The organism is Streptomyces sp. NPDC110618 (genome assembly GCF_055657065.1).
Genome location: NZ_JBVKBN010000028.1, coordinates 15,789 through 41,295 on the forward strand (window position 1 = coordinate 15,789; position 25,507 = coordinate 41,295).

Annotated in this window: 16 protein-coding genes and 1 pseudogene; 6 read left to right on the top strand and 11 right to left on the bottom strand. The window is 71.1% G+C overall.

All coding sequences use genetic code 11. From position 1 onward, the window contains the following. Positions 1-26: 26 nt before the first annotated feature. The 11 genes from ACZ7L7_RS33345 to ACZ7L7_RS33395 form a co-directional block, all read right to left on the bottom strand. Positions 27-1,409 carry an FAD-binding oxidoreductase gene (locus ACZ7L7_RS33345; RefSeq protein WP_472077836.1) on the bottom strand — a complete coding sequence of 461 codons (1,383 nt, stop codon included), beginning with the start codon at positions 1,407-1,409 and terminating at the stop codon, positions 27-29. 85 nt (positions 1,410-1,494) lie between these two features. Next, positions 1,495-2,457, bottom strand: coding sequence for a TauD/TfdA dioxygenase family protein (locus tag ACZ7L7_RS33350; protein ID WP_472077837.1), 963 nt, complete (start codon positions 2,455-2,457; stop codon positions 1,495-1,497). A 34-nt stretch (positions 2,458-2,491) separates the two neighbouring features. Beyond that, a complete protein-coding gene (locus ACZ7L7_RS33355) occupies positions 2,492-3,442 on the bottom strand; it encodes an AEC family transporter (RefSeq protein ID WP_453605506.1) in 951 nt (316 codons plus the stop codon). Between the two features lie 20 nt (positions 3,443-3,462). Further along, positions 3,463-4,374, bottom strand: a complete 912-nt coding sequence (locus tag ACZ7L7_RS33360; protein ID WP_472077838.1) for an aminotransferase class IV — start codon at positions 4,372-4,374, stop codon at positions 3,463-3,465. A gap of 10 nt (positions 4,375-4,384) precedes the next feature. Further along, positions 4,385-5,215: a hypothetical protein gene (locus ACZ7L7_RS33365; protein ID WP_285511668.1), complete on the bottom strand. Its 831-nt coding sequence runs from the start codon at positions 5,213-5,215 to the stop codon at positions 4,385-4,387. Next, a complete protein-coding gene (gene asnB / locus ACZ7L7_RS33370; protein ID WP_472077839.1) occupies positions 5,212-7,038 on the bottom strand; it encodes an asparagine synthase (glutamine-hydrolyzing) in 1,827 nt (608 codons plus the stop codon). The genes ACZ7L7_RS33365 and asnB overlap by 4 nt, the downstream gene beginning before the upstream one ends. Before the next feature lie 3 nt (positions 7,039-7,041). Then, positions 7,042-7,986 (bottom strand): peptidase, encoded by a 945-nt coding sequence (locus ACZ7L7_RS33375; protein ID WP_471430293.1) that lies wholly within the window; start codon positions 7,984-7,986, stop codon positions 7,042-7,044. Continuing rightward, complete coding sequence (locus tag ACZ7L7_RS33380) at positions 7,986-9,239, bottom strand: ATP-grasp domain-containing protein (RefSeq protein ID WP_471430294.1); 1,254 nt, start codon at positions 9,237-9,239, stop codon at positions 7,986-7,988. The genes ACZ7L7_RS33375 and ACZ7L7_RS33380 overlap by 1 nt, the downstream gene beginning before the upstream one ends. Further along, the gene (locus tag ACZ7L7_RS33385) at positions 9,236-12,904 is read right to left on the bottom strand and encodes an amino acid adenylation domain-containing protein (protein ID WP_471593184.1); all 3,669 of its coding nucleotides are present in this window, start codon (positions 12,902-12,904) and stop codon (positions 9,236-9,238) included. The genes ACZ7L7_RS33380 and ACZ7L7_RS33385 overlap by 4 nt, the downstream gene beginning before the upstream one ends. Positions 12,905-13,022: 118 nt before the next feature. Then, positions 13,023-14,243: an MFS transporter gene (locus tag ACZ7L7_RS33390; RefSeq protein WP_472077840.1), complete on the bottom strand. Its 1,221-nt coding sequence runs from the start codon at positions 14,241-14,243 to the stop codon at positions 13,023-13,025. A 297-nt stretch (positions 14,244-14,540) separates the two neighbouring features. Next, positions 14,541-16,343, bottom strand: coding sequence for a glycoside hydrolase family 15 protein (locus ACZ7L7_RS33395; protein WP_453605530.1), 1,803 nt, complete (start codon positions 16,341-16,343; stop codon positions 14,541-14,543). A gap of 513 nt (positions 16,344-16,856) precedes the next feature. Between ACZ7L7_RS33395 and ACZ7L7_RS33400 the strand changes: the two genes are divergently transcribed. The 6 genes and pseudogenes from ACZ7L7_RS33400 (at position 16,857) to ACZ7L7_RS33425 (ending at position 24,939) form a co-directional block, all read left to right on the top strand. Beyond that, a complete protein-coding gene (locus ACZ7L7_RS33400; RefSeq protein WP_285511662.1) occupies positions 16,857-18,524 on the top strand; it encodes a CTP synthase in 1,668 nt (555 codons plus the stop codon). 105 nt (positions 18,525-18,629) lie between these two features. Beyond that, the gene (locus ACZ7L7_RS33405; RefSeq protein ID WP_285511661.1) at positions 18,630-19,256 is read left to right on the top strand and encodes an NUDIX domain-containing protein; all 627 of its coding nucleotides are present in this window, start codon (positions 18,630-18,632) and stop codon (positions 19,254-19,256) included. A 277-nt stretch (positions 19,257-19,533) separates the two neighbouring features. Then, a pseudogene (locus ACZ7L7_RS33410) lies at positions 19,534-21,598 on the top strand (tetratricopeptide repeat protein). 135 nt (positions 21,599-21,733) lie between these two features. Continuing rightward, positions 21,734-22,858, top strand: coding sequence for an alanine dehydrogenase (gene ald / locus ACZ7L7_RS33415; RefSeq protein ID WP_285511660.1), 1,125 nt, complete (start codon positions 21,734-21,736; stop codon positions 22,856-22,858). Between the two features lie 372 nt (positions 22,859-23,230). Then, complete coding sequence (locus tag ACZ7L7_RS33420) at positions 23,231-24,409, top strand: ParA family protein (protein WP_093724148.1); 1,179 nt, start codon at positions 23,231-23,233, stop codon at positions 24,407-24,409. Beyond that, entirely contained in the window at positions 24,394-24,939 is a 546-nt protein-coding gene (locus tag ACZ7L7_RS33425; RefSeq protein ID WP_453605493.1) for a hypothetical protein, read from the top strand. Before ACZ7L7_RS33420 ends, ACZ7L7_RS33425 begins: the two co-directional genes overlap by 16 nt. Positions 24,940-25,507 lie beyond the last annotated feature (568 nt).

Consider the following 25,507-nt stretch of genomic DNA (forward strand, 5'->3'; position numbering starts at 1 on the left):
CCACCGGGGCACCGGCGCGCGCCCGCTCAGGCCGGTTTGATGTTGTGGTTGAAGCGGAACACGTTGTCCGGGTCGTACTGCCGCTTGATCTCCGCCAGCCGCCGGTAGTTGTCCGCTCCGAGGCCCGCCACCACCCGGTCGTGGCCCTCCTCGCCGATGAAGTTGAGGTAGACGTCGCCCGTGCTCCAGGGGCGGGCGGCGGCGCGGACGTCACGGACCCACTGGATGCAGCGCTCGTCGTCCGCCGGGTCCTCCCACATCGCGAAGGGATGCGTGGCCCAGGGCGCGTCCCGGTAGGGCACCGGGTACTCGTGCGGTCCGGCGGCGATGGCGCCTCCTTGCGGCCACACCACGTGGATCGTGCCCGACGGCACCGGCATCGACTCCACGCCCTTGCAGAAGGCGTCCACGTAGTCGTCCGGCAGCCCCGTCAGATACTCCACCGACCAGTAGTTCCGGAAGCCCGGCGGGTCGTCCAGCATGCGCTGCATCTCGACGTACGGTATCGGCCCGACCATCGCCGCCTCGTGCGGCAGCGCCAGCAGCGGCTCGGCCACCTTCCGCATCGCCGCCTCGGAACCGGCGTAGGTCAGCAGCACCGCGCACAGCAGCTTGCCCTGCAGGTGCGGCGGGCAGAAGTCCTCGGGCGGGCCGGTCAGGTACAGCACACCGCCACTGGCCTCGTTCGGGCCGGAGTCGATGACATCGCGGAAGGTGCGCACCAGCTCGCCGCCGTACTCCGGCAGGCACAGCAGGAACGCCATGGAGAACTCCGGCAGCTCGTACAGGTTCAGGGTGAGCGAGGTCGCCACGCCGAAGTTGCCGCCGCCGCCGTGCAGTGCCCAGAACAGGTCCGGGTTCTCGTCGGCGCTCGCGTGCACCTGACGTCCGTCGGCGGTGACCAGCTCCACCGCGATCAGGTTGTCCACGGCCAGCCCGTAGCAGCGGTCCAGCCAGCCCGAGCCGCCGCCCAGCACGAAGCCGCCGACCCCGGTGGTGGAGACCCGCCCGCCGGTGGTGACCAGCCCGTGCTCCTGTGTCGCCCGGTCCAGGTCGCCCATGGTGGCGCCGCCCGCGACCTTGACCGCCTCGGCCGCCGGGTCCACGGTCACGGTGCGCATATGGCGCAGGTCGATGACCAGCCCGCCGTCGTTGAGCGCCGAGCCCGCCACGCTGTGGCCGCCGCCGCGCACCGCGATCGGCAGGTCGAGATCGCGGGCGAACCGCACCGAGCGCACCACGTCCGCCTCGTCCACGCACTGGGCGATCACGGCGGGACGGCGGTCGATCATCGCGTTGAAGACGATGCGGGCGTCGTCGTAGCCGGGGTCCCCCGGGGCGAAGACATCACCGCTGAGATCCTCGCGCAGCGCGGCGAGCGCCGCGCCCGCCTTCGAAGGGGAAGCCATGGCAGGCCCCCTTTCCGAAAAGGGGGAATTGTTGGATTTCCAGCGTAGGCGGAGGCGGCCCGACCGGCTCGTTCAGCCGAACGGCCTACCAGGCGCGCATCGGCTCCCCGCTCACCTGCTGCGAGACGAACCCGTTCGGCCCCTCGGCGGGCTCCCCGAGCACGGTGACCCGGTGCATCACGCGCTCCACGTCGAGATGGGCGAAGTCGGTCGGGGCGAGGTGGCAGGTGCTGCGGTTGTCCCAGAAGGCGATGGACCCGGGCTCCCAGCGGAAGCGGACGGTGTACTCGGCACTGGTCAGATGCTGGAAGAGCAGGTCCAGCAGATGGCGGCTCTCCAACTCGGTGAACCCGGTGATCCGGGTGGTCGAGCCGGGGCTGACGAAGAGCGCCCGCTCGCCGGTCTCCGGGTGGACGCGCACCACCGGGTGCACGGCGACCTGCGGGTCCGCGCAGTAGAGCTTGAGGATCTCGCGGTCCCGCGGATCGGAGTGGCGCAGGTGCACGGCGGTGAAGAAGGCGTGCTCGGCCATCAGTGAGTCCACGAACTCCCGCAACGGCGCCGACAGGCCCTCGTAGGCGGCGACCGTGTTGGTCCACTGGGTGTCACCCCCGACCGGCGGGGTCTTCTCGGCGCGCAGGATGGACAGGCTGGGCGGGTTGACCGCCTGGGTGAGATCGCTGTGCCAGCCGGCCAGCGGGGAGAGCCATTTACGGCGGTAGTGCTCCTCGAAGTCGGCGCCGTAGCGCTCCACGTCCCGTTTGGGGTCGACGGTGAGGATCTCCGGGTGGCCCTCGGGGTGCAGACCGTGCTTGTTGCCGGGGCGCCGGGTCAGCGCGCCGAAACGGCGGCCGAAGGCGATGTGCTGGGCGTGGCCGATGTGCTGGTCGCGGAAGAAGACGACCCGGTGCGTCAGCACGGCCCGGCGGATCTCCGCGACCGTGGCGTCGTCGAGCTCCTCCCGCAGGTCGACCCCGGATATCTCGGCGCCGATGCGGCCGGCGACCTGCTGGACGGTGACTCTGCTGAGCTGCGCGGTTCCGCGCATGTCTGTGCCCTTCCTGGTGGATGGCTGACGGCGCTCAGGACACCTGCGCCGCCCACTGCGTCCACAGCGGGAGCAGGAGCAGGGCCACGAGCGAGGACTTCACGACGAGGGAGGCCGACAGGTCGACCCCGACGTCGTAGCGCTGGGCGAAGATGAACAGGTTCTGCGGCGCGGGCATGGCGGCGATCAGCACCAGGTAGCCGAGCCAGTCGCCGTCCACCCCGAAGAGGTGGTGGCACACCGCGTAGGTGATCAGGGGCAGCGCGGCACACTTGAAGGCGATGATCCACATCTCCTCCCGGGTGGTGCCCCGCAGATTCAGCCCGCTGCCGCCCAGGTGGAGCCCGAGGGCGAACAGCGCCACCGGGGAGGCGCTGTCCCCGACGAAGGCGAAGCTGTCGAGGACCACCTCCGGCACCCGCACGGACACCAGGTTGAGCAGGATGCCCGCGTTGCAGGCGATGACCACCGGAGTCAGCAGCGAGGCGGTCACGGCCGAGCCCAGCCGTCGGCCCGGACTGCCCAGCCGGTCCGGACGCCCCAGCTCCATGATCGAGATGATGACCAGGGACAGCACGCACACCTGGAACAGCAGCACCGGGAAGATCGGCGCCGCGTTGCCGTACAGCATGATGAACACGGGCACCGCGAAGTACGCCGTGTTCACCTGCACGGCCGCCATGATGCGCAGCGCCACTCCGCGCGGGTCGCGCACCCCGGTGGCCGCCGCGATCGCCCCGGTGATGACGACGGCGGCCCCGGCCGCGGCCGCGTAACCGGTGATGGCCCGCCAGTCGAACAGCGCGCCCAGATTGCTGGTGTAGATGTTGCCGAACAGGAAGCAGGGCACCGCGAAGAGGAAGGCGTAGTCGGCGAAGACCTTCGAACTCTCGGCGGGCACCACCTTCCGCCGGGCGAGGACGACCCCGCAGCCGAAGGCCAGCACCACCGGTACGAGCTTCTCCAGAGCCGAAACAGCTCCCATGCATGTGCCCCTGCTCCTCGCTAACGGACGCGCACCTCGGCGGGCACTTCGGCGTGCCCGTCGACCAGTTCGCGGTACCCGGTCACGATCCGGCGCAGCACCTCGTTGCCGCCGAGGTCGTAGTAATGATCATCGATACGACTGACCGGGAGGATCTCGCACGCCGTGCCGCACAGGAACGCGCCGTCCGCCTCCGCCGCGAATGCCGGGGGCAGATCGCCGACCGCGCACGCGATGCCCTCGCGTTCGGCGAGCGCCAGCACACACGCACGGGTGATGCCCTCGATGGTGCAGCGGGTCGTCGGCGTGTGCAGCGCGCCGTCCTTGGTGAAGAACAGGTGCGCCCCGGTCGCCTCGACGAAGTTGCCCCGGTCGTCCAGGAGCAGCGCGTCGTCGAAACCGGCGCGCAGCGCCTCGTTCTTGCTCACCGTGCCGATCATGTAGTTGCCGGCCGCCTTGCTCTTGACCGGTGCGTACTCGGGCGAGGGGCGGCGGTAGCGGCCGGTCACCAGGGAGATGCCCTTCTCCAGGGCGTCCGTGGCCGCGTAGTAGCCCTCGGGGAGTTCCCAGGCGGCCACCGAGGTGTGCACGGAGGTGTGCAGGGCCGCGGTCTGGATGATCTCCGAGCCGCGCCAGGCGTTCATCCGGACGTAGCCCTCGGTGATTTTGTCCTCGGCGACGACCGCGAGGGTCGCCTCGTACAGTTCCTCCTCCTCGTACTCCAGGGCGAAGTCGAGGACGCGGGCCGAGGAGCCGAGCCGGGCGATGTGCTCGTGGAGCAGGAACGGGGTGCCGCCGTAGACGCGGATGCCCTCGAAAACGCTGGACGCGTAGTGCAGTCCGTGGCTGAGCACATGGAGTCGGGCGTCGGCCCAGTCCACGAGGGCGCCGTCGTACCAGATCTTCCCGGTGCGCTGGTCGAAGGGGAGCACGGGGTGCCTTTCAGAGCGCGAGGTCGAAGAGCGGGTGCGGGAGGTCGCCGACGAGGGCGATGAAACGGCGCTGGTGCTCGGTCAGGCTCCGGACCGAGACCCCGTGCAGGGCAAGGGGGTTGATCGGGTACATCACCAGCGTGTTGGCCCGGTACGGCACCGTCGCGACCTCCTCGACATAGCCCGGGTCGATGTCGAAGCGGGTGTCGCCGTACTCGGAGGCGCTGGTGCGGAACCTGTGCGCGCCGGGCCGGTACTTGTAGAGCACCAGGTCGCCGCCGACGGCGTCGTCCTCGGGCAGCCGCATGTAGAACAGGCCGCCGAAGAGCTTGTACGGCTTGTCCACGTGCGGTCCGCGGTAGCTGGACGGTCGGCCGGTGACCGCCGAGTTGATGACCGCGGTGCAGTCCAGCAGGATGTCGTGGCTCTCGAAGGAGTCGCGGTTGCGGCGGCCCACCCGCAGGTCCCGCAGCGGTCCGGTCCGTTCCTCGGTGCCGGGGAGGTTGGCGAGCAGGTCCTCCTGGAACAGGTCGAGGAACTCGGTGTAGAAGGCGGGCGAGGCGTGGTAGGTCACGAAGTCCTTCCACACCCGGGGCATCGCCGGATCGCCCAGGACCATCTCCGACATGTAGTTGTAGCGCTCGTTGGAGGTGATCGGCTTGCCGATCCGCTCGCCGATGTACTCGGCCGTCGGCATCGACTCCGACAGCGCCTGGTACAGGTCCTTCGGCAGCGCGTCCGGGACCACGATGTGCGGGAACGGGTCGCGGCGTATGTCGTCCTTCGTGACACCCGCCAGCAGGGAGGTGATCGCGGGCGCGGTCCGGGGCGTCTCGGTCATGGGCGCGGGCTTTCCGTGAGAGGGGCGGGCGTGAGACTGCGTGCGGAGAGCCAGGTCTCCAGCATCAGCAGGGACCAGAGCAGTTCGGCGGCGTGCGGCGCCGGGCTCTCGGTCTGGGTGCGGAAGACGTCCTGGACGGTGTCCCGCCGGACGTACGTGCCGCAGCGGGCGTTCGGGCCGAGCAGGAGGTCGCCGATCATGTCGTACAGCGCCTCGCCGGGCCTGATCATCGCCGTGACGGGCAGGGTGAACGGCTGCTTGGGGCGCTCCACGACGGTGCGCGGCACCCAGCGCCGGGCGGCCTCGGCGACCGGGGCCTTCACGGTGTCTCCGGCCACCTTGACGTGGGCGGGCAGGGCGTGCGCCAGGCGCATCACGGACGGCTGGAGGAACGGCATCCGGGCCTCCACCGAGTGCGCCATGCTCAAGTGGTCGACGCGGCGCAGGATGTAGTACGGGAAACGCTCGGCCTGGTCGTAGCGCAGCAGCGTCTCCAGCTTGCCGTGCCGCCCCGAGCGGACCCGGCGGTCGAGTTCGTCGCCGCTGCGGTCCGCGAAGAAGCCGCCCGTCGCCCTCACGAGCGCCAAGTAGTCCGGCGTGTAGAGCCGTTCGAGGGCGGCCGTCTCCGCCGCGGCCATCGTGCCCTGGTAGGTGCGGTGCCAGGTGGCGGCGCCGTCCCGTTCGGCCTTGACGAACCGCGCGTACCCGGCGAACAGTTCGTCGGCGCCGTCGCCGGTCAGCGCCACCTTGAACCCGGCCTCGTGCACGGCCTCGAAGAGGGCGTACGTACTGAGGCTGTGCGGGGCGTTGTTGGGCTGGTCCAGGCTGCGCACGAACCGCTCGACCAGCTCCGGGAACCCGGCCGGGTCCAGCAGCACCTGGTGGTGGTCGGTACCGCAGTGGCGGGCCACCTCGGCGGCGTGATGGCGCTCGTCGGCCGGCCAGTCGCCGCGGTAGGCGATGTTGAACGAGGCCACGTCGCCGACCAGTTGGGCCGCGAGGGCGGTGGTGTAGCTGGAGTCGAGGCCCCCGCTGGTGATGACGCAGACCGGCACGTCCGCGTCGACCATGCGGCCCACCTCGGTGCGCAGGCGCTCGTCCAGCAGCCCGGCCGCGGCGGCGACGGTGGGCTCGCCGTCGGGCCAGTGCGGCTCGGCGGGTTCGAGCGGGGCGCGGGTGAGCGTGATCCGCCCGTCGGCGAAGCGCAGGGCCGAGCCGGGCTCCAGGGTGCGGACCCGGCTGTGGACCGTGCCGGGGCCCCAGACGGCCCTGCCGCCGAGGTAGCGGTCGACGGCGAGCGGGTCCAGCTCGTCGGGGAAGTCCGGGAAGCGGCTGAGGGCCTGGAGTTCGGAGGCGAAGCGCAGCCGCCGGCCGTCGGCGGACAGGTAGTAGTAGAGCGACTTCATGCCCGCGTGGTCGGTGAACAGCTTCAGCACCGGAGCTTCCCGCTCGTCGACCAGCGCAAGGGCGAACATGCCCTCCAGCCGCGAGACGAAGGCGTCCCCGTACCGCTCGTACAGCGGCAGCAGCACCTCGCCGTCGCAGTCCCCGTCGAAGGAGTACCCCGCGGCCCGCAACTCCGCGCGCAACTGCCGGTGGTTGTAGATCTCCCCGTTGAACACGCAGGTCAGCCGGCCGCGTACGAAGGGCTGGTGGCCGGAGTCGACGCCCTGGATGGCCAGCCGGTTCGTCCCCAGCGCCCACCCGTCGCCGACGCGCCGGGTCTGCTCGTCCGGCCCGCCCGGGAGCATGGCCGCCGCCACCGCGTCCAGTACGCCGGGCGCGGCGCGTTCGCCGCCGAAGCAGCCGTAGATACGGCACACGGCTCAGACCTCCTTCGCCGCCACCGCGGCGGCCGCCGGCTCCGGGGACCGGGTGCCGCTCTGGCGGGCCTGCGGGTAGTGCCGGGCGAGGAACTCGGTGACGATCTCGACCTGCCGCAGGATGTCGTCGAGCTGGGCCGGGGTGGGGCTGACACCGTGCCCGTCGAGCGCGCTGTTGCCCGTCTTCAGATGCACCGGCGCGGCGGCGCGGACGATGTCCGGGGCCTCGTAGGTGCGGATGAACCCGCCGGACATCCGGGGGTTGTCGACATGGCAGTCCAGCGGGATGCGCACCGCCTGCCGCAGCGCCGCGATCATCGGCAGGGTCAGATCGCGCACCGGGTTGAAGCTGTTCGCGCCGAGCATCTCCAGCAACTGCGCCGAGGCCGGGTTGCCCTGTCCGCAGTGCGCGGAGACCTTCAGATGGATACCGGCGGGCAGTTCACCGGCGCTGCGCAGCCGCCCCAGTACCCACAGCAGGCCCTCGTCGTAGACGACGAAGCCGCGCACGCCGAGGGCGATGCCGCGCTTGACGTCCTCGACGGCCCGGACGATCTGGTCCTGTCCGCGCAACCGGTAGCCGATCCGGGAGCCCTCGGGGGTCTGCACCCCGCCGCCGATGTCGTAGGTGGCGCGCGGCCCGACCGACATCAGGATCTCGGTGCCGTACTCCTCGCCGAGCGCGACATAGGCGCCGATCTCGCGCTCCGTGTGCCGGTACATGCCGCGGGTCTCGGTGATGCGGTTGATGGCGAAGCCCCGGCGGCGGCTCTCGGCGAGCAGGGTCTCGGCGGCCTGGACGGTGTTCACGGTGGGCACCTCGATGCGGAAGTGCCCGCCGTCCGGGAAGGTGCCCTCGGAGCGGGGGATGCGCTCCAGGTCGCCCAGGGGCAGGCCCAGCCGGGCGAGTTGTCTGCGGGTCTGGTCGTAGAAGGCGGTCGGGGCCATCACCGGGTCACCTCAAAACCGAGTCGGTCGGCCATGCCGGCCACGATGTCCTCGGCGATGCGGATCGATGTCACGCGGTCGGGGTGCACGACCTGGACCTCGCCGAAGTTGCCGAGGTTGCCCCGGCAGGGAAGGAGGGTGTCGCCGTCGGGGAAGCGGACGGTGAGCGAGTGCAGGGCGTCGCCGTACCGGGCGGCGGCCCAGCCGAGGTCCGGTACGTGCTCCGGCTTGGGCTGGGTGTCGGCGGCGCCGAACCAGCGGACGGTGGCGTACCGGGTGAAGGTGCTGGGGGAGGGCTCGATCCGCTCGCCGAGGTGGACGCGGACCAGCAGTTCGAAGATGTCCCCGCCGCCGGCCAGCCGGAACAGGTTCGGCAGGCAGGACCCCATCAGCCGGGGGTTGACCTCGATCAGCCGGGGCGTGCCGTCGTCCCCGAGCATGATCTCGACGTGGAAGATGCCGAGCCGCAGCCCGAGCGCGCCGACGACGGCCTCCGCGAACGACATGACCCGGTCGTGGTCCTCGGCGCCGACCCCGGCGGGGATCGTCGTCCCGGTCTCCAGTGCCTCGTGCCGGTGCCAGGTGGACCGCTCGCTGACCGCCAGGCGCAGGAACCGGCCGTGCGCCAGGCCGATCTCGGCGGACAGGAACCGCCCTTCGAGGTACTCCTCGACCAGGATGCCCGCCGCGTACACGCCCGCACCGGCCCGCGCCAGCACCTCGGCCAGCTCCCGCTCCGAGGCCACGACATGGGCGCCCTCGCTGCCGGAGCCCCGGGCCGGTTTCACGACGACCGGGTAGCCGGTGGCGGCGGCGAAGGCGGCGGCCCCCTCGAAACCGTCGACGACCGTGTGCCGGGTGCTGTCGACCCCGGCCGCCGCGAGGACGTCCCGGCAGCGGTCCTTCTGCTTGGCGGTCTCGGCCGCGACGGCGTCGGTGAACGGGATGCCGAGCTCCTCGGCGATCCGCGCGACCGGGACCACCAGCGCGTCCACGGTGGCGACGAACCCGTCCACCGGCCGTGCGTCGTGCACGGCCCGGACCCGGGCGCGCAGGGCGTCGAGGTCGGTGGCGTCCTTCAGGACGTGCACCTCGTCCACGAACCGCGCGTAGGGGGAGGAGTCGAAGTCGATGTTCTGGGCCTGCTCCATCACCTGGGAGCGGATGAGCGTCACATGGTGACCGAGCCGCTTGGCCGCCTCGAACGCCGGGGCGTTGCCGGCCTTCCAGGTCACGAAGACCACGTGCTTCATCGGGTCCTCCTCGCGAACCGCTGGCCGATCCGGACGTAGCCCGGGGTGGTGGTACCGGGGGTGGGGATGAAGGAGATGGAACCGGCGAGGATGTTCCTCTCGGACATGGAGCTGAACCCGCCCGCCCCGGACAGGACGAGGTCGCCCTCGTCGAGGCACTGCCACGAGCCGTCCCGCTGCCGCTCGGAGTAGGCGTAGCGCAGGTGCTCGGCGCCGCGGTCCACCTGGAGCCGGTAGCCGTCGGAGGCGTAGAGCCCGGCGCAGTCGGCGAGTTCCATCTCGAACGGGCGCCCGGTGCGGATCAGGCCCTCGCCGGTGAAGGCCCGCAGCAGGTCCTCGTAGAGGCCGAACGCCGGGTAGGCGTTGGCGAGCAGGAGCAGGAAGGAGCGCCGCTCGGGGAAGATCTGGACGAAGTTGTGGTGGCCGCTGCCGTTGGAGTTGAAGCCGAAGGCGCTCGGCCCGAACATCAGCCAGCCCAGACCCCAGGCGTGCATGAAGTGGTGTCCCGGGACCGGGATCTGAGGGGTGCGCATCTGACGGGCCAGCTCGGCCGACAGCAGCCGTTCGCCGTCGGGGGTGACCCCGTCGTCCAGGGCGAGCCGGGCGATCCGCGCCACCTCCTCCAGCGTCAGGCACACGGAGAAGGACCCGGCGGCGTCGTCGGCGATGGTCTGCGGCGGCGGGTCGTGGCGGACGTACCGCTGGAGCTTCTCGGTCCACACGTAACCGGTGGAGACCGAGCGCCCGTAGTGCCCGCCCTCGGTGCGGGTCTCGGGGATCTCCTTGATGCCGAGCGGGGTGAGCAGCAGCTCGTTCAGCGCGCGGCGCCAGGGCTTGCCGTAGAGCTTCTCGATCAGTCCGGCGACGATGGAGGTGCCGACCGCCGAGTACGCGAACACCTCACCGGGCTCGAATATCTGGCCGTACCGGGACAGGCTGTCCAGGTAGGTGTCCAGGTCGGGCAGATCGGTGTCGTGCCAGACCTCGTAGGAGTCGTCGATCCCGCTGGTGTGCGAGAGGAGCTGGCGCAGGGTGACCTCGACGGTACGGCCGTCGCGGCGCCGGAAGGCGTGCGGCAGCGGGCCGTGCAACGGTTCGTCGAGGCCGACGAGACCTCGGTCGACCAGCCGGAGCGCGACGAAGGCGAGCATGGCCTTGGTGACGCACGTGACGCGCTGCCGGGTCCGCGGCCCGTAGGGGCTGCGGGAGTCGATGTCGGTGACGCCGTAGTACGTCAACTCCAGCCTGCCGTCGGCGAACACCGCCACTCCGGCCCCGGGAACCCCGTGCCCGCGCGCGGACTCGCGCAGGGTGTCCGCCACGGCCGGGGCGTCCGTGGCCGCCCGTTCGCGGGCGTGGCGCAGCAGGGCCGCCTGCTCGGCCAGGGTGCGGTGACCGTAGATCTCGGCCACCCGGACGGGCCGACCGGCGGCGTCGGAGAGCCGCGCCGCGAGCAGCGTGGCCAGCAGGGAGTGCCCGCCGACGGAGAAGAAGTCCAGATCGGGGGAGATCCCGGTCAGGCCCAGCAGCTCCGACCAGATCCGGGCGACATCGGCCTCGTCCCCGGTGAGGGCGGCGGCCGGGGCCGTGCCCCAGTCGATCTCGCGGTCGGCCAGCGCCTTGCGGTCGACCTTGCCGTTGGGCAGCCGGGGCAGCCGCTCCTCGACGAGGATCTTCGCGGGCCGCATGTAGTGCGGCAGCTTCGCCCGCAGATGCGCGGCCATCGCCTCGGCCGTCACCTCGGCGCCGTCCAGGCCCACCCAGCACACCAACCGGGTGTCCGGGCCGCTGCCCACCGCCAGCGCCGCCACGTCCCGCGGGCCCACGACCTCCCGCAGCGCCGACTCGATCTCCCCGAGCTCGATCCGGAAGCCCCGCACCTTCACCTGGTTGTCCCTGCGGCCCAGGAAGCGCAGTTCGCCGTCCTCGGTCCAGCGGGCCAGGTCGCCGGTCCGGTACAGCCGGCCGCCCGGCACGGGGCCCAGACGGTCCGGGGCGGGCACGAACACGGCGGCCGTCCGCTCGGGATCGTTGATATAGCCGCCCGCCAGTCCGTCACCGCCGAGACACAGCTCACCGGTGGCGCCGTGCGGTACGGGCCTGCCGTCGGCGTCGAGCAGATACGCGACCGTGTTGTGGACCGGGACGCCGATGGTGGGGGCCTCGTCGACGGGACCGGTGAAGCACTTCCACGTCGAGTACGTGGTGTCCTCGCTCGGCCCGTACAGGTTGTAGAGCCGCTCCGCCTCCGTCCCGGCGAACGCGGCGTTCACCAGCTCCTTGGACAGCGGCTCGCCCGCGACATTGAGCACCCGCACCGTCTCCGGCACCGCCGCCCGCTGGAGCAGCACGTTCAGGGCGCTCGGCACGGTGTTGACCAGCGTCGGCCGCAGCCCGGGGTCCTCCGTGAGCGCGAGGACGTTGTCCACGACCACGACACAGCCGCCCCGGGTCAGCGGCGCCCACAGCTCGTACACCGACAGGTCGAAGTTGAGGGAGGTGGAGAACAGCACCCGCGCCAGGTCCCCGGCCCCGTAGGTGGCCTCGGACCAGGCGAGCAGCGCCACCACGTTGCGGTGCCCGATCACCACGCCCTTGGGCACGCCGGTCGATCCGGAGGTGTAGATCAGGTGAGTGGTGTCCTCGGGGCCGACGGCCGTGCCGGGCGGGGTGTCGTCCTCGGCGGACGCCTTCTCCCACAGCTCCGGCCAGGACAGCGCGGTCGCGGGGAGACCCGCGAGCCAGTCGGGGGCGGTGTCCCCGTCGTGGACCACGGCGGCCATGTCGGCGCTCGCGGCGATGGCGGTGAGCCGGTCGGCCGGATAGGCGGGGTCGAGCGGGACATAGGCGCAGCCCGCCTTGTGGACCGCCAGCAACAGGGCGACGGCGTGGTGGGTGCGGGGGAGGCAGAGGCCGACCCGGGAGCCGGGGGCGATCCCGCCGGCGGCCAGGGCGCGCGCCAGCCGGTTGGCCTGCCGGTCGAGTTGCCGGTACGTCAGCACCGAGCCCCGCCACTCGACGGCCGGGGCGTCGGGGGTGCGCGCGGCCTGCGCCTCGACCAGGCCGTGCACGGTGGCGCCGCGGTCGTAGGGGAGGGCGGTGTCGTTGAACCGGTGCAGCAGGTACCGGCTCTCCTCGGCGGAGAGCAGCTCCAGCTCGGAGACGGGCGCCTGGGGTCGCCGGTGGGCGTCGCGCAGCAGAGTGTCGAGGTTGGCGGCCATGCGTTGGACCGGCTCGGGTGCGAAGAGCGCGCGGTCGTAGCGCAGGGTCAGCCGGTCCGGGGCGATGGAGAGGAGCAGCGCGAAGCCCTCGGGGGCGGACGGGGCGCGGACGGTCCCGACCCGCAGCCCGGCGCCGAGGTCGAGAAGGGCCCTTGCGGCTCGCAGATACCGGTCGTCGAGAACGGCGGCCAGCTCTGTGAGGGGCAGCCCCTCCACGTCGTACGACCGCACGGCCCGGCCGTCCCGCGCCAGCACGATGTCGTCCTGCCCGCTGTAGCGGTGGACGAGCACGGTGAACGCGGCGTGCACCAGCTCCGGGGGCCAGGAGCCGGAGGACCAGGAGTGCGTTCCGGTGCCCGCCTGCGGTGCGGTGCCGTCCCGGACGGGCAATTGCAGCGCAGGTGCCGCAAGGGACGATTCGGCGGAGATATCGCCCACGGTCATGGTGGTTCTCTCCTCGCTTTTTCGAATTCGGGCCGCGCGGCATGCGCCCATAAATCGCGATGATCCGAATGACGGCCACGCCGGAAGAAAGGAAATGGGAATGCCGGGATTCCGGCGATCAGGCCGTGACGCAGTCCGCGGCGGCCTTTCCGCTGCGCAGCGCCCAGGCGGTGACGGTCGGCACCGCGGCACCGACCAGGGCGAAACCGGCCGCCATCACGATCCAGCCGAGCCCCTGGAACTCGATCACCAGCCAGGTCAGCAGCGCGGGTGCGATCATCTTGCCCAGGTCCGCGCCCATGGCGTACGTGCCCTGGTACTGGCCCTGGGCGTGCTCCGGCGCCAGGCCGAACGACAGGCCCCAGCTCCCGGCGGACTGCCGGATCTCGCCGAGCACATGGGCGAGCGCGCCGAGCAGCAGCAAGGCCCCCGCGACCGCGGCCGGGGCGGCACCGGTCATCGCGAACACCAGGCAGGCGGCCGCGATGCACAGCGACCCCGAGCGCGAGGCCCTCGCGGCCGCGGGCGGTTCGTCGGTGCCGCGCGCCGCCCGGACCTGGAGCAGCACCACGGCGATCGTGTTGGTGAGCAGGATCGCGGCGATCATCCACCGGGGCGCGTCGGTCTCGTGCAGCACCCACAGCGGCAGCACCACGTCGAGCAGCAGATTGTGCATGGACAGCAGCCCGTCCAGCACGATGAAGGTCAGATAGGGCCGGTCCCGCAGCACGATGAGCGCCGGTCCGGGCCGGGCCGGCTGCGCGGGCACGGCGGGCAGCAGCAGCGTGAGCAGCCCGGTGGCCAGGTAGGTGGCGGCGTTCAGGACGACGGCCAGTTTGTACGCCCCGACCGAGTCGACGGTCAGCAGCAGTCCGGCCAGTGCCGCGCCCACGGAGACGCTGACATTGCTCGTCGCCCGCAGGTAGGCACGCACGGTCACCCGCTGCTGGGGCGGGATCAGCCCGGCCACCATGGCCATCCGGGCGCTGCGGCTGGCGCTGTAGGCGACGGCCTGCACGCTGACCACGGCCACGTACTGGGCGAAGCCGTCCACCGCGAGGAGCGCGGCGGTCAGCGGACCGAGCGCGAGGAAGGACCAGACCTGGACGGACCGCGGTCCGACCCGGTCGGCGAGATGGCCGGTCGGGGTGGAGACCGCGAGCGCCACGCCCGCGGCGATGCCCACGCCCACGCTGAACTGGCCGGGCGTCAGATGCAGGACGGTGATCGCGTAGATGGCGTTGAGTGCCATCCAGAGGCCCTGGCCCAGGGTGTGGACCAGGGTGATGCCGGTGAGGACACGCGCGGGACCCTGTGGCGGGAGGAGCCGGCTCAGCATGGCTCCGCCGCGTTCTCGGTTCTGCCGGTCGTGCACGTCAGGATCGCCAACATGCCCCATACCTCTCGTTCAGCGCCATTGCCAACGACAAGATTCGGGTAATTCCCCCGTGGATTGCGGCCGAGATTGTCGGCCTCGCTTGCTCTATCGAATCGGGGTTTTCGCGCGGCTGTCCAGGAATCAACCTGTGGTGCGGGTCACAATCAAGCAATCCTGTAGACAGGCTTAAGCGAGTGGAAAAGAAAAATTCCCCGGCCGCGAAATCTGTTTCGCGACCGGGGCTGCGGTTTTCCTCGTTCAGCCTCCGTAGGCCCCGGAGGCCGTCAGGCGCAGGGCGGTGTCGATCAGGGGCACGTGGCTGAAGGCCTGCGGGAAGTTGCCGACCTGGCGCTGTCGGCGCGGGTCCCACTCCTCGGCCAGCAGGCCGAGGTCGTTGCGCAGCGAGAGCAGCTTCTCGAACAGCTTGCGGGCCTCGTCCACGCGGCCGATCATCGCCAGGTCGTCCGCCATCCAGAACGAGCAGGCGAGGAAGGCGCCCTCGTCACCGGGCAGCCCGTCCACACCCTCGTCCTCGCCCTGGGTCGGGTAGCGCAGGATGAAGCCGTCCGGCGTGGACAGCTCCCGCTGGATCGCCTCGATGGTGCCGATGACCCGCTTGTCGTCCGGCGGCAGGAAGCCCATCTGCGGGATCAGCAGCAGCGAGGCGTCCAGTTCGGTGGAGCCGTAGGACTGGGTGAAGGTGTTGCGCTCCTTGTCGTAGCCCTTCTCGCACACGTCCCGGTGGATGTCGTCGCGCAGTTCGCGCCAGCGCTCCAGTGGGCCGTCCGCGTCACCGGACTCGATGAGCTTGATGGTGCGGTCGACGGCGACCCAGGCCATCACCTTGGAGTGCACGAAGTGGCGGCGCGGGCCGCGCACCTCCCAGATGCCCTCGTCCGGCTCCTGCCAGTGGTCCTCCAGGTAGCGAATCAGCTTCAGCTGGAGCAGCGAGGCGTAGTCGTTGCGGGCGAGGCCCGTCATATGGCCCAGGTGCAGCGCCTCGGTGACCTCGCCGTAGACGTCCAGCTGGAGCTGGTGCGCGGCGCCGTTGCCGACCCGCACCGGCGCGGAGTTCTCGTAGCCCGGCAGCCAGTCCAGCTCCGCCTCGCCCAGCTCGCGCTCACCGGCGATGCCGTACATGATCTGCAGGTTCTCCGGATCGCCGGCGACCGCGCGCAGCAGCCACTCGCGCCAGGCGCGGGCCTCCTCGCGGTAGCCGGTGCGCAGCAGCGAGGACAGGGTGATCGCCGCGTCCCGCAGCCAGGTGTAGCGGTAGTCCCAGTTGCGGACGCCGCCGATCTCCTCGGGCAGCGAGGTGGTGGGGGCCGCGACGATGCCGCCGGTCGGGGCGTAGGTGAGGGCCTTGAGCGTGATGAGCGAGCGGATCACGGCCTCCCGGTAGGGGCCGTGGTACGTACAGTGCTCCACCCACTCCCGCCAGAACTCCTCGGTCGCCTCCAGCGACTGCTCCGGCTCGGGCAGCGCCGGCGGCTGACGGTGCGAGGGCTCCCAGGAGATGGTGAACGCGATCCGGTCACCGGGGCCGACGGTGAAGTCGGAGTACGTCGTCAGGGCCTTGCCGTAGGTCTCGCACTCGGTGTCGAACCACACCGAGTCCGGGCCCGCGACGGCCACCGTACGGCCCTCGTGCTTGTGCACCCACGGCACTACCCGGCCGTAGGAGAACCGCATCCTGAGCGCCGAGCGCATCCGGACGCGGCCGGAGACCCCCTCGACGATCCGGATCAACTGCGGGGCGCCGTCACGCGGGGGCATGAAGTCAATCACCCGGACCGTGCCGCGCGGGGTGTCCCACTCCGACTCCAGGATCAGGGAGTCCCCCCGGTAACTGCGGCGCGCGGCGGCCGGCGGCTGGGCGTCCGACGCGTGCGCCGGGCCGAGCCGCCAGAAACCGTGCTCCTCGGTGCCCAGCAGACCGGCGAAGATGGCGTGCGAGTCGAAGCGGGGCAGGCACAGCCAGTCCACTGTGCCGTCCCGGCAGACCAGTGCTGCGGTCTGCATGTCTCCGATGAGTGCGTAGTCTTCGATGCGCCCGGCCACGTGCAACTCCAGTCGAACGGCCACGTCACCCCCCGAACAGGAAAAGGGGGGCGGTCGCTAGTGCGGTCAAGGGGTCGTTGTAAAGCGTCGTTGAGCGGTGAAGCAAAGCAGCCGCTCCGCCCTGGGGGCAAAACGTCAATTGTTGCTCAACGAACTGACGAGCTCGCGTTGTTCCGGTGGTACGGGCGGGGGTGGTGCCGTCGTGCCGGTCCGGCTCGGCAGTGAGTGTCCGAGCAGGATACGACGCACGTAGATGATCTGCGTGCCGCTCCGGACAACGTGGATGGGCCGAACGGGTGAGCAACGGGTGATAAACCCGTGTACCCCCTCGGCTGCGTGTCGGGGTGTGCGCAGAGCGTGGCCGGAAGCCATCGCCCCGAGGCGCTGATACCCTGGTAGCCCGTGGACCGGTGGGAGAAAAACCCCCGAACCGCAGCGACGGCGACTCCGGAATCTCCGGCGGTCCAGCCGCACCGCACCCCAGACCGCGACCACGGGAGCCCCCCTTTGGCCATGCCGCCCGCTGCTTTCCGAAACAGCACAGCCACGACGACCAAGCACATCTTCGTCACCGGGGGTGTCGCCTCCTCGCTGGGCAAGGGCCTCACCGCCTCCAGCCTGGGCATGCTGCTCAAGGCGCGGGGCCTGCGCGTCGTCATGCAGAAGCTCGACCCGTATCTGAACGTCGACCCCGGGACGATGAACCCCTTCCAGCACGGTGAGGTCTTCGTCACCAACGACGGCGCCGAGACGGACCTGGACATCGGACATTACGAGCGCTTCCTCGACCGTGACTTGGACGGCTCCGCCAATGTCACTACAGGACAGGTCTACTCGACGGTGATCGCCAAGGAGCGGCGCGGCGAGTACCTGGGCGACACCGTCCAGGTCATCCCGCACATCACCAACGAGATCAAGCACCGCATCCGCCGCATGGCGACGGACGAGGTCGACGTGGTCATCACCGAGGTCGGCGGCACGGTCGGCGACATCGAGTCGCTGCCGTTCCTGGAGACCGTGCGTCAGGTCCGGCACGAGGTCGGCCGGGACAACGTCTTCGTGGTCCACATTTCCCTCCTCCCGTACATCGGGCCCTCGGGAGAGCTGAAGACGAAGCCGACCCAGCACTCGGTTGCGGCCCTGCGCAACATCGGTATCCAGCCGGACGCGATCGTGCTGCGCTGCGACCGCGAGGTGCCCACCGCGATCAAGCGGAAGATCTCGCTGATGTGCGACGTCGACGAGGCCGCCGTGGTCGCCTGCCCCGACGCCCGCTCCATCTACGACATCCCCAAGACCGTGCACGGCGAGGGCCTGGACGCCTATGTCGTCCGCAAGCTGGACCTGCCGTTCCGCGACGTGGACTGGACGACCTGGGACGACCTGCTCGACCGCGTCCACAACCCCGACCACGAGATCACCCTCGCCCTGGTCGGCAAGTACATCGACCTGCCCGACGCCTACCTCTCGGTCACCGAGGCGCTGCGCGCGGGCGGCTTCGCCAACCGGGCCCGCGTGAAGATCAAGTGGGTCACCTCGGACGACTGCAAGACCCCGGCCGGCGCCAAGGCGCAGCTCTCCGACGTCGACGGCATCTGCATCCCCGGCGGCTTCGGCGACCGCGGTGTGCTCGGCAAGGTCGGCGCGATCCGCTACGCCCGCGAGAACAAGATCCCGCTGCTCGGCCTCTGCCTGGGCCTGCAGTGCATCGTGATCGAGGCGGCCCGCAACCTCGCCGACATCAACGACGCCAACTCCACCGAGTTCGACCCGGCCACCTCCCACCCGGTCATCTCCACGATGGCCGAGCAGCTGGACATCGTGGCCGGCGAGGGCGACATGGGCGGAACGATGCGCCTGGGCATGTACCCGGCCAAGCTGGCCGAGGGCTCCATCGTCCGCGAGGTCTACGACGGCAAGGAGTACGTCGAGGAGCGGCACCGGCACCGCTACGAGGTGAACAACGCCTACCGCGCGGAGCTGGAGAAGAAGGCGGGCATCGTGTTCTCCGGCACCTCGCCGGACGGCAAGCTCGTGGAGTACGTCGAGTACCCCCGCGATGTCCACCCCTACCTGGTGGCCACGCAGGCCCACCCGGAGCTTCGGTCGCGCCCGACCCGCCCGCACCCGCTCTTCGCGGGTCTGGTCAAGGCGGCGGTCGAGCGCAAGACAGGTAAGTAACACACGGGTTGTTACGGTGGCCGGGGTGTGCGCGTTCAGGACGCGCGCGCCCCGGTTTCTCTGCGCGGGTGAGCGCGGGTCTGGGTACGTGGGGAAGGGCAGGGCATGACGATCAAGGACACCCCTCAGGAGTGGGAGGTCCGGGCGACGGACACCCCCTTCGTGGGCAACAAGACCTCCGTCCGCACGGACGACGTGGTCATGCCCGACGGCCATGTGGTCCGCCGCGACTACCAGGTCCACCCCGGCTCGGTCGCCGTCCTCGCCCTGGACGAGGAGGACCGGGTGCTGCTGATCAAGCAGTACCGGCACCCCGTGCGGCAGAAGCTGTGGGAGATCCCGGCCGGGCTGCTCGACGTCCCCGGCGAGAACCCGCTGCACGCCGCGCAGCGCGAGCTGTACGAGGAGGCGCACGTCAAGGCCGAGGACTGGCGGGTGCTGACCGACGTCTACACCACGCCCGGCGGCTGCGACGAGGCGATCCGGATCTTCCTGGCCCGCGATCTGTCGGAGGCCGAGGGGGAGCGGTTCGCGGTCGAGGACGAGGAGACCGACCTGGAGTACGCGCGCGTGCCGCTGGACGAGCTGGTGCGCGGGGTGCTGGCGGGGGACCTGCACAACAACTGCCTGGTGGTGGGCGTGCTGTCGCTGGCCGCGGCGCGGGCCTCCGGCCGGCTGGATGATTTGCGTCCGGCTGACGCCCCTTGGCCTGCGCGGCCGTTCGAGGCGTAGCGCTCACGGCCGTTCGAGGCCTGACGCCTACGGGGGTGCCGGGAGCTGCCGTATCGCGGCTGCGGGTTCGTCGTGGCTTTGTCGCGCAGTTCCCCGCGCCCCTTATTGCCTGCGCCTCTTCACTGCCGAGTCCTACGATCTGTTGATCCGATCGGGGGGTCTTGGGTTGCGGGGTCGTGGTCCACACAGTTCGTCGCAGAGCGTGAACTAGGCTCGGAAACACGCCCGTACCGGAATCCCGGCGGGCTTGCGCGTGCGTGGGACGGGAGTGTGGCCCGTGACGGATCAGGCGGTGGACACAGGCGGCGTACGGGTGTCGGCTGACGGTCAATTCCTGGGCCGTACAAGGGAGTTGAAGGAACTGCTCGCCGACATCGAGCGAGCCGGACTGGACACCCTCTCCGGGAAGAAGGCCCCCCGCGCGCGGGTGCTGCTCATCGCCGGCCGCCCCGGTTCCGGCCGCACCTCCCTCGCCGAGGAACTCGTACGGCAGGTCGCCGACCGCTACCCCGACGGCGTGCTGCGCGCCCGGCTCAGCGAACCGGGCGGCGCCCCCGTCCCCGTGGAAGCCGTCGCCCGGGAACTGCTCACCGCCCTGGACCTGCCGACCCCGCCTGGTGCCGCCGAGGACGATCTGACCGCGGCCCTGCGCGAAGGGCTCGCCGACCGCAAGGTCCTGCTGCTGCTCGACGACGCGGCCACCGCCGAACAGGTCGACGCCCTGCTCCCCGACACCCCGGACTGCCTGGTCGTCGCCGTCTCCGCGGGACCGCTCACCGGGATCGCGGACGTGCGCCCCTGCACGCTCGGCGGCCTGGACACCAAGTCGGCGGTGGAACTGCTGTCCCGGCACGCGGGATCGGTCCGGATCACCGTCGACCCGCGCGCCGCCGAAGGACTCGTCGAGGAGTGCCAGGCACAGCCCGCCGCGCTGATGCTGGCCGGCGGCTGGCTGGCCGCGCGTCCCAAGTCGGCGGTGGCCGACCTCGCCAAGCACCTGCACGCCGAACTCGACGAGGACAACGCGGCCACCCCGCTCACCCGGGTCTTCCGGCTCGCGCACGCCTCCCTGCCCGCCCCGGCCGCCCGGATACTGCGACTGCTCAGCCTCGCCCCGGCCGGTCTGGTCGACCCGCACACCGCCTCCGCGCTGGCCGGCTGCTCGGTCAGCAGCGCCCGCACCACCCTGGACGACTTCGTCGCCCTCGGACTGCTGCGGACCGTGGACTCACCCCTGCCCGAGTACGAGGTGCCCGGCTGTCTGCACCCCCTGCTCACGTCGCTCACCGAGGTCCACGACCGGGCGGCCGAGCTGCAGCTGGCCCGCGCCCGGATGCTGGAGCGAACCGTACGGCTGCTCCAGTCGTGCCGGGCGATCACCGAGACCGACAGTCCGCAGGCCCGCGAGAAGCTGCTCGGCATGCCGCGCTCGCTGCGCTTCCCCAGCCCGCGCGCGGCGGCCGACTGGCTGCGCCTGCGCAGACCCGCCCTGCTCGCGGCGGCCCGGCTCGCCGTCGCCGACGGTGACCTGGACACCCTGGCCCGGCGGCTGATGTCCCAGCTGGTACGGGCCATGGTCGCGCACTTCGGCACCCAGGCGGCCGCCGCCGACCTGTATGGCATCCACGGATTGGTATTGGACGTGGCCGAGCGCCGGAACCTGCCCCGCGAGCAGGCCGCCGCGCTGCTGAACCTGGGCGATCTGGACGCCCGCACCGGGCGGACCCGGGAGGCGCTGGGCCGCTACCGGGCGGCACTGGATGCCGGACGCGCCGCGAACGACCCGTACGCCACCGGCCGCGCGATGGAATCCGTAGGCGGGGCACATCTGGAACTGGGGGACTACGACCGGGCCGCCGACTGGTTCGGCCGGGCGCTGGCCCAGCGGCTGGCCCGCGACGAGCGCGCCGACGCGGCCCGGCTCTACGGCCGGATCGGCGCCGCGCACACCTTCGCGGGCCGCTACGGCGAGGCGCAGCGCAACTGGCGCGCGGCCGTCGCCGGGCACCGGCGCTGCGGCGATGTCACCGCCCACGCGCGGGCGTTGAGCGAGCTGGCGCGGGTGCAGGAGTACGCGGGGCGCATGGAGGAGTCCCTGCACACCTGCCAGGAGGCGGTGGAGTGGGCACGGCACGCCGACGACACCCGGCTGCAGGCCGCGCTGCATCTGCGACTGGCCGACACGCTGGAACATCTCGGGGACCCCGCCGCCGCCCGACTGCACCGCGGGGCCGCCGAGCGCATGCTGGGTGAGGAGCCCCTGGAGGGGGAATCCGGGCAGGAAGAAGAGCCTGCGGAGGGGTAGGGCCTGCGAAATCCGTAGTGCTTCCCCTGAAGATTGATGCAATGAAAGGCTAGACAGCGGGAACACCTTCATTAGACTGGTTCTGCCGCACCTTCTCCTGCGGTGTCTCCCAGTGTGCCCCGCATGCCTGGGTATGTCTTGTATTGCCCCCATACCCTCTGATCCAAGGACCGTGATCGACGTGAAGGTCGGCATCCCCCGCGAGGTCAAGAACAACGAGTTCCGGGTGGCCATCACCCCCGCCGGCGTGCACGAGCTGGTGCGCAACGGCCACGAGGTCGTCATCGAGCGCGGCGCCGGTCTCGGCTCCTCGATCCCGGACGACGAGTACGTGTCGGCGGGCGCCCGGATCCTGGACACCGCCGACGAGGTCTGGGCCACCTCCGACCTGCTGCTGAAGGTCAAGGAGCCGATCGCCGAGGAGTACCACCGCCTCCGCAAGGACCAGACGCTCTTCACCTACCTGCACCTGGCCGCGTCCAAGGAGTGCACGGACGCGCTGATCGAGTCCGGCACCACTGCCATCGCCTACGAGACGGTCGAGCTGCCCTCGCGCGCCCTGCCGCTGCTCGCCCCGATGTCCGAGGTCGCGGGCCGGCTGGCCCCGCAGGTCGGCGCCTACCACCTGATGCGCTCGGCCGGCGGCCGCGGTGTGCTGCCCGGCGGCGTCCCCGGCACCCAGCCCGCGAAGGCGGTCGTCATCGGTGGCGGTGTCTCCGGCTGGAACGCCACCCAGATCGCCGTCGGCATGGGCTTCCACGTCACGCTGCTCGACAAGGACATCAACAAGCTGCGCGAGGCCGACAAGGTCTTCGGCACCAAGGTGCGGGCCATCATGTCCAACGCCTTCGAGCTGGAGAAGGCCGTCCTCGACGCCGACCTCGTCATCGGCGCGGTGCTCATCCCCGGCGCCAAGGCCCCGAAGCTCGTCACCAACGAGCTGGTCGCGCGGATGAAGCCGGGAAGTGTTCTTGTCGACATCGCGATCGACCAGGGCGGCTGCTTCGAGGACTCGCACCCCACCACGCATGCCGAGCCGACATTCAAGGTGCACGAGTCGGTCTTCTACTGCGTCGCCAACATGCCCGGCGCGGTCCCCAACACCTCGACGTACGCGCTGACCAACGCCACGCTCCCGTACATCGTCTCGCTGGCCAACAACGGCTGGGTGGAGGCGCTGCGCCGCGACCCCGCGCTCGCCAAGGGCCTCAACACCCATGACGGCAAGGTCGTTTACCGCGAGGTCGCGGAGGCGCACGGCCTGGAGCACGTGGAGCTGGAGACCCTGCTCGGCTGACCGTCCGACCTCGGCGAACGGTTAAGTCACCTTTTCGTAAAGGCGATTCGTCAACATCGGGTCGTCAACGTCGCCCACCCGGCCGGACCTTGCCCCACAAGGTCCGGCCGGATGTGTGTATGGTCACTTTGCGCAGCTCGGTCAACTCGCCTCGAACGTAGGCCTTCGACCGATTCGCACACCGGTGAAACCTACCGTGCGACGGCCGTACGCCCTTGACAGAGGGATGTTTCATTGCCGACACATCGTGCCGGGTCCGGTGGATTGTGTTGCTGCGGACGCCCGACACGCCATAGAGTCGCCGACTGTCGGCATGGTGCCACGCTGACCTTGTCTAGAAGTTTCCTGGTCACCAAGGAGGTAAGACGACTTGTGAATGAGTCGACATTTTCTCCCGGGGGTGGTCAACCAGGAAGCCCTGCGCGGGGCCAGGCTCCCGCGGGGTTCGAGGCTGTCGGCTCCGTCGCGGTGCGCACCTTCGCAGCCCACCAGAGTCACCAGCAGACCGGCGTGACTCTGTCAGCACACCAGAGCATGGATGGCCATCACGTGAACGCCATGGCCGGCGACGGAAGTGGCGCGCCCCACAACCACTTCGCCGACTACGACGAACTGCCCGACGGGCACTTCTACGACCCCGACGCGGAGTACGAGCCGGACCCCGAGTACGCGGCCACGCTCGCGCCCGACGCCGCACGCCAGCGTCGTGAGCGCATCGGCCCGACCGGACGCCCGCTGCCGTACTTCCCGATCCCGGGCCCGCTGACCGATCACGGACCCGCGAAGATCATCGCGATGTGCAACCAGAAGGGCGGCGTCGGCAAGACGACGTCGACCATCAACCTGGGCGCCGCGCTCGCGGAGTACGGACGCCGGGTCCTGCTCGTGGACTTCGACCCGCAGGGCGCGCTGTCGGTCGGACTCGGTGTCAACCCGATGGAGCTCGACCTCACCGTCTACAACCTGCTCATGGAGCGGGGTATGTCGGCCGACGAGGTCCTGCTGAAGACCGCGGTCCCCAACATGGACCTGCTGCCGAGCAACATCGACCTGTCGGCGGCGGAGGTCCAGCTGGTCTCCGAGGTCGCGCGCGAGTCGACGCTGCAGCGTGCCCTGAAGCCGCTGATGGCGGACTACGACTACATCGTCATCGACTGCCAGCCCTCGCTCGGCCTGCTCACGGTCAACGCCCTGACGGCCGCGCACAAGGTGATCGTGCCCCTGGAGTGCGAGTTCTTCGCGCTGCGCGGTGTCGCGCTGCTGACGGAGACCATCGAGAAGGTCCAGGAGCGGCTCAACCCGGAGCTGGAGCTCGACGGCATCCTCGCCACGATGTACGACTCGCGCACGGTGCACAGCCGTGAGGTGCTGGCGCGTGTCGTGGAAGCGTTCGACGACCACGTCTACCACACGGTCATCGGGCGCACGGTGCGCTTCCCGGAGACCACGGTCGCCGGTGAGCCGATCACCACGTACGCCTCCAACTCCGTCGGTGCCGCCGCCTACCGTCAGCTCGCCAGGGAGGTGCTCGCCCGGTGTCACGCCGAGTGAGTCTGCCGGGGGCCGACGAACTGTTCCGTACGACAGGGGGGATGGCGCTCCAGGCGTCCACCCCCCGGCGAGGGGCCAACGGCGAGGCCCGGGTGCCCGCACCGGCGGGGGAGAGCGACGGCGCCGCGGCGGAGGACGCGCCGCAGTCCGTGCCCGCGCAGGGCGGGGACGGCGAGGGCGCGGAGCATGTCGCGGCGGACGCCGATGCGGCGGAGACCGGGGAGTCCCGCAGCCGCGCCGCCGCCCGGCGGCAGGCTCCGCAGGAGGACGCCCCGGCGGGCCCGCGCAAGCGGGGCCGGGCCGCGGCCCGGCGGCCCAGCGGACGTGAGCGGCACGACGAGAAGATCACCGTGTACGTCTCCGCCGAGGAACTCATGGACCTGGAGCACGCGCGCCTCGTGCTCCGCGGCGAGCACGGGCTCGCCGTCGACCGCGGGCGGATCGTCCGGGAAGCGGTGGCCGTGGTCCTCGCCGACCTGGAGACCCGCGGAGACGCCAGCATCCTCGTACGCCGCCTCCGCGGACGGTAGCGGTAGCCTGCGGGGGCTATGACCTCGAACGACGCCCCCACCCCCGCCCCCCGCCCCGCCGGGGCACGGCGGCGTGCGCTGGGCCGGGGGCCGGGCGGCGCGGCGACGGAACCGGCGGCTGCCCCTCCGGGGCCCGGGGCCGATGATCTGGGTCCCCAGAGACCCGTGGCCGATCCCCGTGAGCCAGGGAGCTCCGCAGCCGACGAACCCGAGGCGTCGGCGACTCCTGAGGTGCCGCCGACTCCTGAGCCGTTGGCGCGGTCCGGGACCGGTGGTGCGCCGGAGCCCGCCGCGGCCGGGGACCCGGATGCCGACGAGCCGAATCGACCGACTCGGCAAGTCCCCGAACCGCACGGGCCACGGCCTTCGCCGGGCGTCCTGGAGACCGAGGGCTCCGCAGTCGCGCCCGAGCGGCCGCGGCGGCCCGGGGCCGGTGCGGCCCGGCCTGACAGCGGCGGTCTGCGGCCGTCTGCGCCCGGGATCGGTGCGTTGGAGCCCGAGGGTTTCGGGGAGCCCGGAGCCGCGGCGGAGGAGCCCGAGCCGGGGGCCGGGGAGCCTGGGACCGTGC

What these genes read in the sequence shown, in the direction of transcription:
- ACZ7L7_RS33345 (WP_472077836.1), bottom strand. Translation starts at nt 1,409, where the DNA reads ATGGCTTCCCCTTCGAAGGCGGGCGCGGCGCTCGCCGCGCTGCGCGAG.
- ACZ7L7_RS33350 (WP_472077837.1), bottom strand. Translation starts at nt 2,457, where the DNA reads ATGCGCGGAACCGCGCAGCTCAGCAGAGTCACCGTCCAGCAGGTCGCC.
- ACZ7L7_RS33355 (WP_453605506.1), bottom strand. Translation starts at nt 3,442, where the DNA reads ATGGGAGCTGTTTCGGCTCTGGAGAAGCTCGTACCGGTGGTGCTGGCC.
- ACZ7L7_RS33365 (WP_285511668.1), bottom strand. Translation starts at nt 5,215, where the DNA reads ATGACCGAGACGCCCCGGACCGCGCCCGCGATCACCTCCCTGCTGGCG.
- ACZ7L7_RS33375 (WP_471430293.1), bottom strand. Translation starts at nt 7,986, where the DNA reads ATGGCCCCGACCGCCTTCTACGACCAGACCCGCAGACAACTCGCCCGG.
- ACZ7L7_RS33380 (WP_471430294.1), bottom strand. Translation starts at nt 9,239, where the DNA reads ATGAAGCACGTGGTCTTCGTGACCTGGAAGGCCGGCAACGCCCCGGCG.
- ACZ7L7_RS33385 (WP_471593184.1), bottom strand. Translation starts at nt 12,904, where the DNA reads ATGACCGTGGGCGATATCTCCGCCGAATCGTCCCTTGCGGCACCTGCG.
- ACZ7L7_RS33390 (WP_472077840.1), bottom strand. Translation starts at nt 14,243, where the DNA reads ATGCTGAGCCGGCTCCTCCCGCCACAGGGTCCCGCGCGTGTCCTCACC.
- ACZ7L7_RS33400 (WP_285511662.1), top strand. Translation starts at nt 16,857, where the DNA reads ATGCCGCCCGCTGCTTTCCGAAACAGCACAGCCACGACGACCAAGCAC.
- ACZ7L7_RS33405 (WP_285511661.1), top strand. Translation starts at nt 18,630, where the DNA reads ATGACGATCAAGGACACCCCTCAGGAGTGGGAGGTCCGGGCGACGGAC.